This window comes from Streptomyces sp. NRRL S-1813 (genome assembly GCF_000719605.1).
Taxonomy (GTDB): domain Bacteria; phylum Actinomycetota; class Actinomycetes; order Streptomycetales; family Streptomycetaceae; genus Streptomyces; species Streptomyces decoyicus.
Window position 1 is genome coordinate 1 of the sequence record NZ_JOHB01000015.1, and the last position, 14,841, is coordinate 14,841.

Annotated in this window: 11 protein-coding genes and 1 pseudogene; 9 read left to right on the top strand and 3 right to left on the bottom strand. The window is 73.7% G+C overall.

Annotated features, from left to right (window positions below; genetic code table 11):
- The 7 genes from IF67_RS0121530 to IF67_RS0121560 form a co-directional block, all read left to right on the top strand.
- On the top strand, nt 1–1,645 hold a 1,645-nt coding region (locus tag IF67_RS0121530), incomplete at its 5' end, for a 4'-phosphopantetheinyl transferase superfamily protein (RefSeq protein ID WP_030988033.1).
- Complete coding sequence (locus IF67_RS0121535; protein ID WP_037839671.1) at nt 1,635–1,952, top strand: phosphopantetheine-binding protein; 318 nt, start codon at nt 1,635–1,637, stop codon at nt 1,950–1,952. The genes IF67_RS0121530 and IF67_RS0121535, both read left to right, overlap by 11 nt.
- A gap of 7 nt (nt 1,953–1,959) precedes the next feature.
- Nucleotides 1,960–2,751 (top strand): alpha/beta fold hydrolase, encoded by a 792-nt coding sequence (locus tag IF67_RS0121540; RefSeq protein ID WP_030988037.1) that lies wholly within the window; start codon nt 1,960–1,962, stop codon nt 2,749–2,751.
- 2 nt (nt 2,752–2,753) lie between these two features.
- Nucleotides 2,754–4,082: a glycosyltransferase gene (locus tag IF67_RS0121545; protein WP_051818407.1), complete on the top strand. Its 1,329-nt coding sequence runs from the start codon at nt 2,754–2,756 to the stop codon at nt 4,080–4,082.
- 5 nt (nt 4,083–4,087) lie between these two features.
- The gene (locus IF67_RS45780; RefSeq protein WP_030988040.1) at nt 4,088–5,956 is read left to right on the top strand and encodes a class I SAM-dependent methyltransferase; all 1,869 of its coding nucleotides are present in this window, start codon (nt 4,088–4,090) and stop codon (nt 5,954–5,956) included.
- Nucleotides 5,953–6,927 (top strand): hypothetical protein, encoded by a 975-nt coding sequence (locus tag IF67_RS0121555; RefSeq protein WP_030988041.1) that lies wholly within the window; start codon nt 5,953–5,955, stop codon nt 6,925–6,927. Before IF67_RS45780 ends, IF67_RS0121555 begins: the two co-directional genes overlap by 4 nt.
- Nucleotides 6,928–6,968: 41 nt before the next feature.
- Entirely contained in the window at nt 6,969–8,159 is a 1,191-nt protein-coding gene (locus tag IF67_RS0121560; protein ID WP_030988043.1) for an alkaline phosphatase family protein, read from the top strand.
- Nucleotides 8,160–8,300: 141 nt separating this feature from the next.
- Here the strand turns inward: IF67_RS0121560 and lysX are convergent, their stop codons facing one another.
- Together lysX and IF67_RS0121570 are read right to left on the bottom strand one after the other, a co-directional pair.
- Nucleotides 8,301–11,618 (bottom strand): bifunctional lysylphosphatidylglycerol synthetase/lysine--tRNA ligase LysX, encoded by a 3,318-nt coding sequence (gene lysX / locus IF67_RS0121565; protein WP_030988045.1) that lies wholly within the window; start codon nt 11,616–11,618, stop codon nt 8,301–8,303.
- Nucleotides 11,619–11,686: 68 nt separating this feature from the next.
- The gene (locus tag IF67_RS0121570) at nt 11,687–12,547 is read right to left on the bottom strand and encodes an Ig-like domain-containing protein (protein WP_030988047.1); all 861 of its coding nucleotides are present in this window, start codon (nt 12,545–12,547) and stop codon (nt 11,687–11,689) included.
- 437 nt (nt 12,548–12,984) lie between these two features.
- On the opposite strand from IF67_RS0121570, the gene IF67_RS0121575 reads away from it, so the two are divergent.
- Both IF67_RS0121575 and IF67_RS45095 read left to right on the top strand, forming a co-directional pair.
- A complete protein-coding gene (locus tag IF67_RS0121575) occupies nt 12,985–13,179 on the top strand; it encodes a hypothetical protein (protein WP_030088015.1) in 195 nt (64 codons plus the stop codon).
- An 81-nt stretch (nt 13,180–13,260) separates the two neighbouring features.
- Nucleotides 13,261–13,507 (top strand): annotated as a pseudogene (locus tag IF67_RS45095) (MFS transporter); the annotation flags it as partial.
- A gap of 58 nt (nt 13,508–13,565) precedes the next feature.
- On the opposite strand, the gene IF67_RS0121585 reads toward IF67_RS45095, so the two are convergent.
- On the bottom strand, nt 13,566–14,780 hold the full coding sequence (locus tag IF67_RS0121585; protein ID WP_030988049.1) for a phosphodiester glycosidase family protein: 1,215 nt from the start codon (nt 14,778–14,780) through the stop codon (nt 13,566–13,568).
- Nucleotides 14,781–14,841: the final 61 nt, after the last annotated feature.

Consider the following 14,841-nt stretch of genomic DNA (forward strand, 5'->3'; position numbering starts at 1 on the left):
CGTCCCCACCACGCAGCCGCCCTCGGCTCACGGCCCCCTCCGCACCACCCAGCCGCCCCCCACCCCCGTTCCCGCTCCCTACCGCACCACCCGCCACCTCTCCCTCGGCACCCTGCCGTACGTCCGCGACCACTGCGTCTACCTCCAGCCCGACGACTGGCCCGAGCCCGCCGACCGCTTCCCGGTCGTCCCCATGACCACGCTGCTGGAACTGGCCGCCGAGGCGGCCCAGGAGGCGCGGCCCGGACACCTCGTCACCGGCTACTCCGACGTACGGGCCCTGCGCTGGCTGCCCGTCGCCCCGCCCGTCGACCTGGCCGTCACCGCAACGCCTGCCGACGACGGCGGGGTACGGGTGCGCCTCGGCGACCACGCCGCCGTCACCGTCCATCTCGCGGCCCGCCGCCCGGCTCCGCCGCCCCCCGACCCCTCGGCCCTGGCCTCCGGCCGGCCCGCGCCCGTCAGCGCCGAGGCGCTCTACCGGGACCGGTGGATGTTCCACGGCCCGGCGTTCGCCGGGGTCCACGAGGTCGGCACGCTCGCCGCCGACGGCATCCGCGGAACGCTGCGCGCCCTGCCCGCGCCCGGTGCCCTCCTGGACGCCGCGGGCCAGCTCCTCGGCCACTGGATGCAGCTGAAACTGACCGGCGACCGGCTGGTCTTCCCCGCGACCCTGGACCGCGTACGGCTCTACGGACCCCCGCCCCGCGCGGGCACACTGCTGACGGCCACCGCCCGGATCCGTGAGGTACGGCCCGGCTCGGTGCGCGGCGATGTGGAACTGCAAGGTCCCGACGGCGGCGTATGGGCGCGGCTGGAGGGCTGGACGTACCGGCGGTTCGGAGCGGACGAGCGGGTGTGGCCCATGAAGTTCACCCCGGAGGTCTGCGGCATCGGCGAACCCCGGCCGGGCGGCTGGTGCCTGGCCCGGCGCCGTTGGTCGGACCCGGCCTCGCAGGAGCTGGTCATGCGCCGCTATCTGGGCGCGGCCGAACGCGCCCGCTACGAACGGTGCGCACCGCGCGCCCGCGCGGCATGGCTGCTGGGCCGGATCGCCGCCAAGGACGCGGTCCGTGAGCTGCTGTGGGAGTCCGGAGCCGGGCCCGTCTTCCCAGCCGAGGTCCCCGTCGGCAACGACCACCACGGCCGCCCCCGGCCCGAAGGCCCGCTCGCCGGGGGAGTCCATCTCTCGCTCGCGCACAAGGACCATGTCGCTGTCGCCCTCGCCCACCGGTCGGGCCCCGTCGGCATCGACATCGAGTCCGTCACCGATGATCCGCGGGCCCTCGAACGGATCGCCCTCACCCCGGCCGAACGCCGCCTGGCGGACGGCCTCCACGCCCGGGAGGCACCCGGCCCGGGCACCGGCCGCGCCTACTGGGTCACCGCCCTGTGGTGCGCCAAGGAGGCCGCGGCGAAGGCGGCGGGCAGCGGCCTCGGCGGCAGGCCGCTGGAGTGGTCCGTGACGTCCGCGCCGGGCGGCGCGCTCCGGGTGGTCTCCCCGGACGGCCGGAGCCACCTCGTCCACCTCGACTCCGTCCACGACCTGTCCGCGCGCCATGTCGTCGCCTGGACCGGGCCGCCGCCCGAGGACCGGACGGGCACCGACACCCCCACTCCCACGGAGGCCACCCATGGCAGCTGACCCGTTCCCCGAGCGCACCCGGACGATCCTGGCCGAGATCACCGACATGCTGGTGAGCGTCGTCGGCGACGAGCTGCTCGTCGTCGGCGAGATCACCCCCGCGACCACCTTCAACGACGATCTGGCGCTGGAGAGCATCGAGTTCGTCGCCCTGGCCGAGCTGCTCCAGCAGCGCTACGGCAGCTCGGTGGATCTCCTCGGCCTGCTCGCGGAGAAGGACATCGACCAGATCCTGGCCATGACGGTCGGCGAACTCGCCGTCCACATCGACCGGGCCACCGCCGCCGACCAGGCCTGCGCGGGCTGAGCGCACCATGGCCCTGACCCCCGCAGGCGGGCTGCGCCTGCACACCCAGCGGCTGCCGGGCCGCGGCGGCGGCCCCACGGTCGTCTTCCTCCACGGCCTCGTGATGGACAACCTGTCGAGCTTCTACTGCACCCTGGCGGGCCCCGTCTCCCGCGCCGGCCATGAGGTGCTCCTCTACGACCAGCGCGGGCACGGCCGCAGCGAACGCCCGCCCGGCGGCTACGACAGGGACACCGCGGTGGACGATCTCGCCGCCCTGCTCGCCTCCCTCGGCCTCGACCGGCGCCCGGTCCATCTGATCGGCAACAGCTACGGCGGTGCGCTCGCCCTGCACACCGCACTCGTCCGGCCCGATCTGGTCGCCTCACTCGTGCTGATCGACGCCCAGCTGACCGGTGACTGGGTCGAGGACATGACCGACACCCTCTCCGTCGCGGCCCTCGGCCTCGAACACCGCCGGCTGCCCGAGCAGCTCGCCGCGCTCGGGCGGCGCAAGCAGGCCCGGCTGACCGCCGGCGCCGACGCCCTGCTCAACCGCACCACCCTGATCGAGGACATCGCCGCGGGCAGCGCCTTCACCGCCCCCGATTTCGCCCGGCTGGCCTGCCCGGTCCTCGCCGTCTACGGAGAGCACTCCGAACTCCTGCCCGGAGCACGGGAACTGGCGGGTGCGGCGCCGGACTGCGAGCTGTGTGTGCTCCCCGGCGTGGGGCACACCGTGCTCAACGAAGCCACCGAAGGGCTGTGCGCCGCGGTGCTGGCACGGCTCGGTGCCCCGGCCGGGGCGGTGACCGGATGAGAGTGCTGTTCGTCGTCCCGCCGCTGGCCGGACACGTCAACCCCACGATCGCCGTCGCCGCCGAACTCACCGCACGCGGCCATCAGGTCGCCTGGACCGGCCCCGCCGCGGCCCTCGCGCCGCTGCTTCCCGCGGGCTCCCTCCTGTACGCGGCGGGAGACGGGGACGCGGCCGACAGCACGGACGTCCTGCACGGGCGGTGGCGCGACCTACGGGGCGTCGCGGCCCTGCGCTTCCTGTGGGCGGAGGTCCTCATCCCGCTCGCCCGCGCGATGCTGCCCGGCGTGCACGCCGCCGTCGAGGCCTTTGCGCCCGATGTGCTGGTGGCCGACCAACAGGCCCTGGCCGGACCGCTGGTGGCGCGCCGCCACGGTCTGCCCTGGGCGACCTCGGCGACCACCTCGGCCGAGTTCACCCGGCCCTTCGACGGTGTCCCCAAGGTGGGGGAGTGGGTGGCGCAGCGCATCGCGGCGCTGCTCGCCGAATCCGGGGCGCCCAGCGGCTGGGACCCACGCTTCTCCCCGCACCTCGTCCTGGTCTTCTCCACCCCCGCCCTCATCGGGGACGACGGGCCGTCCGGGGACGGGGCACGCGCGAGCGGGACGGCCGACGGCCCGCCCGGCGCTGCCGCCCGCCCCGGAGAGCGGAGGTACCCGCCCCACTACGCCTTCGTCGGGCCCGCCTTCGGCGCCCGCCCGTCCGCCCACGATTTCCCGTGGCACCGGCTCGACCCCGGACGCGCGCGGGTGCTGGTCTCCCTCGGCACCCTCAACCGCGAGGCGGGCGCCCGCTTCTACCCCGCGGTACTGCGCGCCGCGGACGCCCTCGCGGACCGGGCACAGCTGATCCTGGCCGCCCCCGTCGACCTTGCCGGCACCGTCCCGCACCACATGGTGCACCAGGAGTACGTCCCGCAGCTCGCCCTGCTGCCGCACCTCGACGCCGTGCTGTGCCACGGCGGCCACAACACCGTCTGCGAGGCGCTGGCCCACGGACTGCCGCTGGTCGTGGCGCCCGTCCGCGACGATCAGCCGATCGTCGCCCGGCAGGTGGCCGGGTCCGGCGCGGGAGTGCGGGTGCGCTTCGGCCGGGCCCGTGCGGACGAGCTGCACCGGGCGCTGGCAGCCGTACTGGACGAGCCGGCCCACCGCCGTGCGGCCCGCCGCATCCAGGCGTCCTTCGCCGCGGCGGGCGGCGCCCTCGCCGCGGCCGACCGCCTGGAGAAGCTGCCGCCCGGCGCCACGGGCCCCGGCCGGTCCGCCGTACGGCACCCCGCCCCGCCCGGGACCGGCACCGCCCCGACCGAGAACGAGAACGAGAAGGGACCGTGAGCCAGATGACGCGAGCGCACCGTTCGGGACGCCGTACGCGGTGGGTGGCGGCCGCCGCTGTGACCGCCCTGGGAGCGGGCACCGTGCGCGCCCGCCGCAGGCTCGCCGCGCTGCCCGTGCTCGCCCCCGCCGGGCCGTACGGCGCCCCGCGGCCACCCCTACCGGGCTGGCACCTGATCACCGCGCCCGGTGTCGCGGCCGACGAGGCGACCGTGCGTGCCGCGGCCGGCCACGCCGCACGCGAAGGGCTGGAGGTCGTGGACCTCATCCCGGCTCGCCTGGACGCCGAGAGCACCCTCGGTCTGCTCCGGCTGCTCGACCCCGCGGCCCACCGCACCGACCGGTGCGCCCCGGGACAGGGCGCGGGCCACGCCCTGCTGGTGTCCGAGGACGTCCACCGGCGGGCCGGGCTCGACACCGCCGTACCGCCGCGTTCGACGGCCGATCTGCTCCGTCTCGTCCGCACCCTCAAGGAGTACGCCCCCGACGCCACCGGCTGGGCCATTGCCCCCGGTCTGACGGTGCCGCCCCCCGACCCCGCGCGGCACGCCGAGGAGCTCCGCGCCCGCGGACTCCCGCCGGGCCTGTTGTCCGCCGCCCGGCTCGCCGGTCTCGCCCTGCTGGTGAAGTCCCTGGTTTCGGCGCCGCGTTGGGGCGCGGCGGCCACCGCCCTGTACTGGCTCCAGCCCGCCGTCGTCCTGGGCCCGGCCCGGGGACCGCGCCCCGCCGGCCTCGCCCGCCACACCGCCTCCCGTCCGCTGCGCGCCCTGTCCGGCGCGCTGCGGACCCTGGCCGCACCGGCCGCCGACACGCCCGACGCCGACGCCGCCGGCGACGCGACGCGCCGGGCCGCCTACACCGCCGAACTGGCGGCCGGCACGGACCGGTTCTTCGAGCGCCGCCGCCCGGACTGCCCCTGGTGCTCCGCACCCGAACCCGCCGTGCGGCTCCGCACACCCGACCTGCTCCAGGGCAAGCCCGGACGCTTCACCCTCGAAGAGTGCCGCCACTGCGGCCACATCTTCCAGAACCCCCGCCTCACCCAGGACGGCCTCGACTTCTACTACCGCGACTTCTACGAGGGCCTCGGCGGCGACGGCGCCGCCCTGGTCCTGGGCCGGATGAGCGACACCTACCGCGCCCGCGCCGAAATGCTCCGGCCCTTCACCACCCCCAGGGCCTGGCTCGACGTCGGCACCGCCGCGGCCCACTTCTGCAACGCGGCACGGGCCGTATGGCCCGACACCCGTTTCGACGGACTGGACATGGGCGAAGGGGTCCACGAGGCCGCACGCCGGGGCTGGATCGACACCGCCTACCAGGGCCAGTTTCCCGACCTCGCCGACCGGCTCGCCGGCCGCTACGACACGGTGAGCATGCACCACTACCTCGAACACACCCGGGACCCCTTCGCCGAACTCGACGCGGCCGTCAAGGTCCTGGCCCCCGGCGGCCATCTGCTCATCGAACTCCCCGACCCCCGGTCCCGGGCCGGCCGGCTGCTCGGCCGCTACTGGCTGCCCTGGTTCCAGCCCCAGCACCAGCACCTCATGCCGGCCAGAAACCTCGCAGACGCCCTGACCGCAAGGGGATTCACCCTCCTCGCCGAGCAGCACGGCGCGGCCCACCAGCCCAACGGCGACTTCCTCGGCGCCGTCGCCCTCGCCGCGAACGGACTCGCCCCCGACCCGGACGCCCCCTGGTCCACCGTCCCCGCCACCCCGGCCCGGCGTGCCGCCCGCAGCGCCGTACAGGCCATGGCGGTGCCCTGCTACGCCGCCGCGCTCGCCCTCGACTCCCTGCGCACCGTGGCGGCCCGCGCCACCGACGGCGGCAACGCCTACCGGCTGCTCGCCCGCAAGGAGCTGGGGTGAACGCGGGCGGCCTGGCGTACCGCACCACGGCGGACCCGCTGCTGCGCCTGCTCTCGCACGGCTTCGCGACGGCGTACCACCGCCCGCCCGACGCGGTGTGGCGGGCCCCGTACGCCTTCCGGGTCGCCGCGGCCGCCGTTCCGCCCGGCCCGCCGCACGCCGGGACCGCGCCACGGACCGACTGGTTCGCGGCGGCCGGGCACTACGTCGACGTGGCCGTCGCCCCGCGCGCCGACGGAGTGCTGCGCTGCGGCTCGCTCAACCACCCCGCCGAGACCGCCGAACTCCCCCTCACCGGACCGGCCGCCGGTGCCCCCGGCTGGGTGGCCCGCCCGTACGCCGTGCTGCGCGCCCTCGCCGCCGCCGGATGCGGACGGGGCGGCGCCGATCTCCAGCTGAACGCCCCGCTGCCCGAGGCCGTGGGGCTGCCCGTCGCCGAACCGCTGGAGTGCGCGGTCGCCCTGGCCGTCGCGGGCGCGCACGCCGGCCGGGGCGGATGCCCGCCGAACCGTGCCCAGTTGGCGCGTCTCCTGAGCGCCGCCGCACCCGGCGACGACGGGCTGCGTCGCGCCGTGCTCTTCGCCCGGGCCGGCCACCTCCTCGCGGCCGACGGCAGCACCCAGCAGCCGCTGCGCGCCCCTGACGGCAGCCCCGATCCCCGTCTGCTGCTCCTGACGGCCCGCCTCACCACCGGCGGGGACGCGGGGGCGGACGGCGGTGCCGCGGCCGGCGCCACCCCCTCCTCCGTGGCCACCGGCCTCGCCACCGCGGTCCGTGAAGCCCTGCGCGCCGGTGCGTGGTCCGCCTGGTGGCCCGGCGCCCGTCCGGGCCGCAGTGTGCTGCTGCTGGTGCCCCGGGACCGGCGCGCGGCAGTTCGGACCGCCGCTGCCGACGCCTTCCGCCGCTGCGGCCTGCCCGCTCCCCGCATCCTGCGCATCGCCGTCGCGGACGCGGCCCGCCGCGAGGACTGACGACCCCGACCCCGGCACCCTCAGGCAAGGAGGGAGACCTCATGCAACGCACAGCGGTCCATCTGCGCAGGGCACTCGTGGCGATGCTCGGCGCGCTCGGGCTGACCGTGGCCGCCACCGCCGCCGACGCGCACACCACCCCCACAGGCACGGCGGTCCACGCGAGCGGCACCGGCACCCGGGCGGCCCTGCCGTCCTACGACCACATCGTGATCGTCGTCTTCGAGAACAAGCAGTACGGCGAGATCATCGGCAGCTCCCAGGCGCCTTACCTCAACCAACTCGCCCAGGGAGGCGCCGAACTGACCGGTATGAAGGCGCTGACCCACCCCAGCCAGCCGAACTACTTCAACCTGTTCTCCGGCACCACCCAGGGCGTCACCGGCGACGGCTGTTACACCGCGCAGTCGATGACCGCCCCCAACCTCGGCCAGGAGCTGATCGCCGCCGGCAAGACCTTCGCGAGCTACAACGAGGGCCTGCCGGAGGAGGGCTCCACGACCTGCTCCGCCGGCCGGTACGCCCAGAAGCACAACCCCTGGTTCGCCTTCAAGAATGTGCCGCTGAACACCGGAAAGACCTTCGCCCAGTTCCCCAAGGACGACTTCACCCGGCTGCCCACCGTGTCGTTCGTCATCCCGGACATGTGCAACGACATGCACGACTGCGCCGTCGGCAGCGGCGACACCTGGATCAAGAACAACCTCGCCTCCTACGCCACGTGGGCCAAGGACCACAACAGCCTGCTGATGGTGACCTGGGACGAGGACAATTACCTCGGCTCCAACCGGATCGCGACCGTGTTCCACGGAGCCCATGTCACACGGGGCAGTGTCAGCGGCGCCTACAACCACTTCAGCCTGCTGCGCACGATCGAGGACATGTACGGCACCGGGCATGCGGGCAATGCCGCCACCGCCGCCCCCGTCACCGGAGTGTTCGACACCGACGGCACCGAGCCGCCCGACGGCGGCCTTCAGCTCACCGCCCCCGGCCCGCAGACCTGCCGCTTCGCACAGGAATGCACCGTCCAGCTGACCGCTACCGGCGGCACACCCCCGCTCACCTACCGCGCCACCGGTCTGCCGCTGGGCCTGGGCGCCGACGCCGCGGGCGGCCGGATCGGCGGCAGACCCTGGCAGACCGGCACCTTCCCGGTGACCGCCACCGCCACCGACTCCAAGGGCGCCACCGCCACCGCTGCCTTCCCGCTCACCGTCAACTGGTTCTGAGGACTCCGCGGAAGGATCTCCCCACGACATCCATGCCGTTCCCGGCGACCACGGCGCCGGCCTCCGGAAAGTGCCCGCGAACGGCGAAGGCCACCCCCGCAAGGAGGTGGCCTTCGCCGTCTCGCCCGCCGTGCAGGGCCGTCAGCGGCGCCGCACCAGCGGGAACGGCAGTGTCTCGCGGATCGACAGACCGGTGAGGAACATGACCAGCCGGTCCACGCCGATGCCCAGACCACCGGTCGGCGGCATCGCATACTCCAGGGCCTGGAGGAAGTCCTCGTCCAGCTCCATCGCCTCCGGGTCACCGCCGGCCGCCAGCAGCGACTGGGCGGTGAGCCGCCGCCGCTGCTCGACCGGGTCGGTCAGCTCCGAGTAGGCGGTGCCCAGTTCGGTGCCGAACGCGACCAGGTCCCAGCGCTCGGCGAGCCGCGGGTCCTTGCGGTGCTGCCGGGTCAGCGGCGAGACATCGGTGGGGAAGTCCTTGTAGAACGTGGGGAGCTGGGTCTTCTCCTCCACCAGCCGCTCGTACATCTCCAGCACGATGTCGCCGCGGCCCATCTCCGGCTTCACCGGCACCGCCGAGGCGGCGCACAGCCGGCGCAGCCGGTCCGGTGCGGTGTCCGCATCGACCTCTTCACCGAGCGCCTCGGAGATCGCGCCGTAGACGGTCTTGACCGGCCAGATCCCCGAGATGTCGTGCTCGACGAGCCGGCCGTTCGCGTCCGCCTTACGGGCCGTGGCGCTGCCGAACGCGGAGATCGCCGCGCCCTGGATCAGCTCCCGGGTCAGGTCGAGCATCACGTCGTAGTCGGCGAAGGCCTGGTAGGCCTCCAGCATCGTGAACTCGGGGTTGTGCTTGTAGGAGATGCCCTCGTTGCGGAAGGTCCGCCCCATCTCGAAGACCTTCTCCATACCGCCCACGCACAGCCGCTTGAGATACAGCTCCGGCGCGATCCGCAGATACAGATCGAGGTCGTAGGCGTTGATGTGGGTCTGGAACGGGCGGGCGTTGGCACCACCGTGGATCTGCTGGAGCATCGGCGTCTCGACCTCGAGATAGCCGCGGTCGATCAGTCCCTGGCGCAGCGCCTGTACGGCCGTGCTGCGGGCCCGTACGTTGTCCCGCGCGTCCGGCGACACGACCAGGTCCACATACCGCTGGCGGACCTTGGCCTCCGGGTCGGACAGCCCGCGCCGCTTGTCCGGCAGCGGACGCAGGCACTTGGCCGTCAGCCGCCACTGCGTCACGAACACCGTCAGCTCACCGCGGTCGCTGGTGCCGACCTCGCCCTCCGCCTCGACATGGTCACCGAGGTCGATGTCCGAACCGAAGCGGTCCAGCAGGTCCTTGCCGCTGCCTTCCCGGGTCAGCGCGATCTGTAGATCGCCCGACCAGTCCCGCAGCACCGCGAAGAGCACGCCACCGTGGTCACGGGTGAGCAGCACCCGCCCGGCGATGCTGACGGACTTGCCGCTGCGCGTGCCGGGCGTCAGGTCCGGGTACTCGTCGCGGACCTCGCCCAGGGTGTGCGTACGGTGCACGCCCACCGGATACGGGTCGGTGCCGGCCGCCCGCAGCCGCTCCAGCTTCCGGTGGCGCACCCGCACCTGCTCGGGCAGCGCGGCCAGTTCCTGCTCGTGCAGCTCCTCCTCGGTGGCCGGGCCGGTCTGCACCAGGCCGAGCTCGTCCAGCGACGGCAGGCCCGCGGTGCTGGCCGGGGCCAGCACCCGCTTCTTGTGGCCCTTGCCCCACAGCTTGCCCAGGCTCGGCACGGCCACGAAGCCCTCGGCGATGCCGGAGGCCAGACCGATACGGGCCAGCGCGCCGGTGTCCGCGTAGCACAGGAACCGCGGGTACCACTCCGGGTTGTACTTCGCGTTGGAACGGTAGAGGGCCTCCAGCTGCCACCACTTGGAGAAGAACAGCAGCAGCCTGCGCCAGAACTTCAGCACCGGCCCGGCACCGATACGGGCGCCTTCCTCGAAGGCGGACCGGAACACCGCGAAGTTCAGCGAGACCCGGCGCACGCCCATGGCACCGGCCTGGGTGCACAGCCGGGCCACCATGAACTCCATGACACCGTTGGGCGCGGAGCGGTCACGACGCATGACATCCAGCGAGATGCCGTCCTTGCCCCACGGCACGAACGACAGCAGCGCGATCATGTTGCCGTCGCCGTCGAACGCCTCGGCCAGCAGGCACGCGCCGTCCTCCGGGTCGCCCAGCCGGTCCAGTGCCATCGAGAACCCGCGCTCGGTCTCGGTGTCCCGCCAGGCGTCCGCCCGGTGGATGACCTCCTGCATCTCCTCGTCGGTCAGCTCGGAGTGGCGCCGTACGCGGAAGGTCGCGCCGGTGCGCTCGACCCGGTTGACGGCCTGGCGGGTCACCCGCATCTCCCGGCCGTCCAGGTCGAAGTCCTTCACATGCAAGATCGCTTCGTCGCCGAGCTGGAGCGCGCCGAGGCCGCAGCGGGCGAACGCCTTGGCGCCGCTCTCGCTGGCACCCATGACGGCGGGCTGCCAGCCGTACCGTCCGGCGACCTCCAGCCACGCCTCGATGGCCTGCGTCCACGCCTCGCGGTCACCGACCGGGTCACCACTGGCCAGACAGACACCGGCCTCGACGCGGTAGGTGACGGCGGCCTTGCCGCTGGGGGAGAAGACCACGGCCTTGTCGCGGCGGGAGGCGAAGTAGCCGAGCGAGTCCTGGCTGCCGTAGCGGTCCAGCAGCGCCCGGATCCGGGCCTCCTCGTCGCCGTGCAGCGCGGCCTCCATACGCTGCGAACGGAACAGCGTGAGCGCGGCGTTCAGCTCTGCCAGCGCGCCGAGCAGCCCCAGGACGGCGCTGGTCCAGTGCGCCGGATGGCCCTCGACCAGCCGGCCGCCGACCAGTCCGCCGCAGACGCGGTTGGCCGCCCACAGCAGCCGGTTGGCGCCGCCGGGCTCCAGCGTGCCGGGGGCCAGCGACACCAGTCCCCAGCCGATCAGCACCGCCGCCACGAGCCCGCCGATCAGCACCAGAATGGCGCGCAGGAACGCGCCGCGCCGGGTGATCGCATAGAACTCGCGGTGCGAGACGAGCAGCAGCACCAGCGCTCCGGCACACAGCACCAAGGAGAAGGCGTACTCCCAGTACCCCCTGGCGAGGAACAGTGCGTCCGCCAGGATGACCAGCACCATGTAGGCCACCACGAACCACAGCGCCACCCGTTTGCGAGCGGTCATCGCGGCGCCCAGGAGGAAGAGGAACACCGCATAGGCGAAGTTCGGCGTCACCGGGATGGTGAGGGCGTCCAACCAGTAGATCACCGGGTGGAGTCCGCGCCGGAGCGGCCCGATCAGTGCCGTCAGGGCACAAAAGAGCCCCAACAGACTGAAGATGATGGCGAAGCCATTGGGGACACGGCGCCGGAAGCGCCGCCACCCCGTGAGTTGATCCTGGTCCTGCACGGTGCTCATTCCGTCACACTAGGCTCTGAAAGGGGTCAGCTGCTCGACGCGTGGGCGCTGGTTCTCTGCCACGGGGATCAGCCGTCATGCCAGTCTCCGATCCCGGTGGTCCTGTTGTCTTCCCCTCGTTCGGAGGGTGCGGTGACCTCTACGGGGTCACCCACCTGGACCTTGCCACAATCCCGTCCCATGTCCGAGTCGGTGCAACTCCGGCCGATGGTGAAGTTCAGGTCATAGTCGTCGGCGAAGTAACGGCCGCCGCCGGAGTACACCCCGTCGAGGGCCGCTCGCAACGTGCCGTGGGTGCCCGGCTTCCACTGCTGCGCGGGACGCCAGTCCACCCGGTCCCTGCCGCTGCGGTCCTTCGCCCAGTGCCACGATCCGGCCGTGCGGCGGTCGCTGGTGACGCTCAGGCGCCGCTCGACCGCGGCCCGGTCGGTCACCGGGAAGTCGAAGGTGAGCGTGAGGGGCCGGCCGGGGCCGACCACGGTGCCCGGTGATCCGGGCCCGAGCGTCAGGGTGTTCAGCCTGGCCGCCTTCCCGGTGGTCAGCGACTCCTTGGCCGCGCCGACGCCGTCCTGTGCGTTCTTGGTCCTGGCGACGACGGAGTACTTGGTGTCCGGGGCGGCTTTCGCCCGGGACGTCCAGAGGGTTCCGCCGTTCCCGAGCCCGCCGGGCAGCTGCTGTCCCCTGGAGTCGGTGACCGTCACCTCGGTCAGCACCCCGCCCTTCGCGGTCACCCGGAGCCTGTCGCCGGCCTGCACGGCGCCGGTCCCGCTTGCCGCGCCCAGCGCCACCTTCACCGGGTCGCCCTGGGAAGCCGGCCCCTCGACGCTCCCGCACGCGGCGAGCGTGCCCACGCCGACCACCAGGGCCAGAGCGGGTACGGCACGCCGCGGCCGGAACGGCCGGCGGCGGCGGGAGGGGGGCTGGATCATGTCGGGGCTTCCGTCTGCGGTACGGGGAGGGCGGCGGTGTCGGCCGCTAAGACGGCAGATCGCCACACTTCGTTGCAGGGAGTGATGTGATCCACGACACAACGATGGGGCGGGGTGCGGCGTGGGGGTGAATGCCGGAGTGTCGCTTGGTGCTTGCGGGGATATGGGCGATTCCTTCCGCGGGGCCGGTCGATTGCAGGCGAGGGGGTGGATCGGTGGCCGGCCGGCCGGTCAACGGCATCGCGCGCCCCGCCTCCGGGTGGGTGAGCCGCGCGGCCCGGTCGGCTGCCGTCCACCGCGCCCCACCACCGGCCCCCGTGACCCGCAGTGATCACCTGATTGGAGCACCCGGACGAGAACCGGACATACTCTGAAATACGCCAAACTGGCCACCCCTTGCTGCCCGTTCGGGCGGCGGTTGAGGAGGTGTGCGTCCCATGGCCATTTCCATCTCGGTCGTACTGCTGCTGGTGATCCTGACCGTGATCTTCCTGCGCAGCGGCAAGCTCAAGATCTCGCACGCCTTGGTGTGCGCGCTGCTCGGCTTCTACCTGGCGAACAGCAGCCTCGCTCCGGACATCCACCAAGGACTGTCCGGCGCCGCCGACGTGGTGAGCAGTGTGCGTCCATGACGGTGGCGGCCTGCCGGAACCTCGTCCTCACCTCCTCGGTCTGACGGTCACCCTCTGGCCCTGGAACCTGCTCTCCCCCTGGGGCACGCCCTCGCGCTCGTCTCGCAGGTGACGCCGCAGTCGCAGCTCGGCAACGTCACCGGCATCGTCGGTGCCGCCGGGGGCCTCGGCGGCTTCAAATGCCGCCGCTCGCTCCGGGCGCGGTCCACCGCGGCAAGGCACCTGCGCCCTCGGCTTCATGCTCCTCGCCGGCCTGGCCCTGGCCGGCGTCGCCTACGCCCTGGCCCGGATGCGCACCGCGGGTGCCGCGACCGCCGGGAAGGCCTGAACAGAGGCAGGCGGGACTTTGAAGAAAGGCCCGGGGGCCGCCCGGGAGCCCGGGGCGCTCACCGGGAGGAGAACACTCCGACCGCATTGGGCACCGGCCGCTCCGCCCCGCCGGACGGGTGGTTGCGGACCGTCGCCCCGTACCTGTCGCCGGTGACCAGCGTGGAGGACCCGCCACCGTCCAGATCCATTGCGTCCCGCGCACCCAACTGCGCCATCAGGTCCGCCAGTTCATGCACCGTCAGCCCGGTCTGGCCAGGGGCCCCGTCCAGTGCCAGCAGATACAGCAGCCGTCCGCCGCCCCCGATCCCCGCGGACGTCCGCACCGCCACCGCGACGGTGTCCAGACCGGCCACGGGCGCGTCGTCCCGCACGATGGGGAAGCCGCCCACCGCGAACCGCAGGGGACCGGGCCCCCGGCCGACGAGGTGATGGGTGATCTGCACCGGCTCACCGATATGCAGCTTGCGCAGCTGCCGCGCCCCTTCCTCCCGGCCCACCAGCACCACGCTCCCCGCGGCCACCCCGCCGGCGCCCGGCACCTCGTCCAGCGCCGTCACCCGGCCGTGCCGGACGGTCACCTCCGCGGTGTCCGTCGTGCACGGCGCCGCCCGGTCGGTGTCCGTGCCGCAGGTGGCGCGCACCCGGGACGCCGGGCCCCACTGCGGCGTGTAGGCGCCGATTCCGTCGACCGGCAGGGCGTACTGGTTCAGCCCGCGCAGCGGCAGCGCCCCCTCGGCGGTCAGCGCCGCACCGCGCAGCGTGAGCCGGTCCAGCCGGGCCCGGCGGTCGTAGCCGATGCCGATGACGTCCTCGGTGGTCGCGCCCGGCGGCATGACCGGCCCGAACCGCTGGCCGTCGGGCACCGCGCCCTTCAGCTGCCGCCCCGAGGCCACCGCCGGGCCGACCGAGGCGCCGGTGGCCTCCACGCCCGGGTGCTGGGTCTCGGTGATATTGAAGAAGTCGCCGTTGACGGCCCCCACCGCGCCGCGGTCGGCCGCCAGTTGGGACACCGGCGACCGCGCGCCGACCGCCCCCGGGTACAGCAGATCCACCGAGACCCGCGGATCGGCCAGATCGACCGTCAGCAGATGCCCGTGCACGAGGCCGCGCGGCACCGTCATCCGGAATTCGCCGTATGCCACACCAGGCGCCACCGACCTGGCAGGGGAGCGGTGGAGAGTGCTGTCCGCGGCGGTGGCCGGCGCCCCGCCCGCCATCCCGCCGCCCGCCAGCACACCCCATGCCACCAGCACCGTCAGTACCGCACGCACTCGACCGAATCGCCGCTTCACGATCCCCCCTGACGTCGTGCCAACTGTCCCAGGTGCCGAA

Coding starts and splice junctions, on each gene's coding strand:
- IF67_RS0121535 (WP_037839671.1), top strand. CDS start 1,635: ATGGCAGCTGACCCGTTCCCCGAGCGCACCCGGACGATCCTGGCCGAG.
- IF67_RS0121540 (WP_030988037.1), top strand. CDS start 1,960: ATGGCCCTGACCCCCGCAGGCGGGCTGCGCCTGCACACCCAGCGGCTG.
- IF67_RS45780 (WP_030988040.1), top strand. CDS start 4,088: ATGACGCGAGCGCACCGTTCGGGACGCCGTACGCGGTGGGTGGCGGCC.
- IF67_RS0121560 (WP_030988043.1), top strand. CDS start 6,969: ATGCAACGCACAGCGGTCCATCTGCGCAGGGCACTCGTGGCGATGCTC.
- lysX (WP_030988045.1), bottom strand. CDS start 11,618: ATGAGCACCGTGCAGGACCAGGATCAACTCACGGGGTGGCGGCGCTTC.
- IF67_RS0121570 (WP_030988047.1), bottom strand. CDS start 12,547: ATGATCCAGCCCCCCTCCCGCCGCCGCCGGCCGTTCCGGCCGCGGCGT.
- IF67_RS0121575 (WP_030088015.1), top strand. CDS start 12,985: ATGGCCATTTCCATCTCGGTCGTACTGCTGCTGGTGATCCTGACCGTG.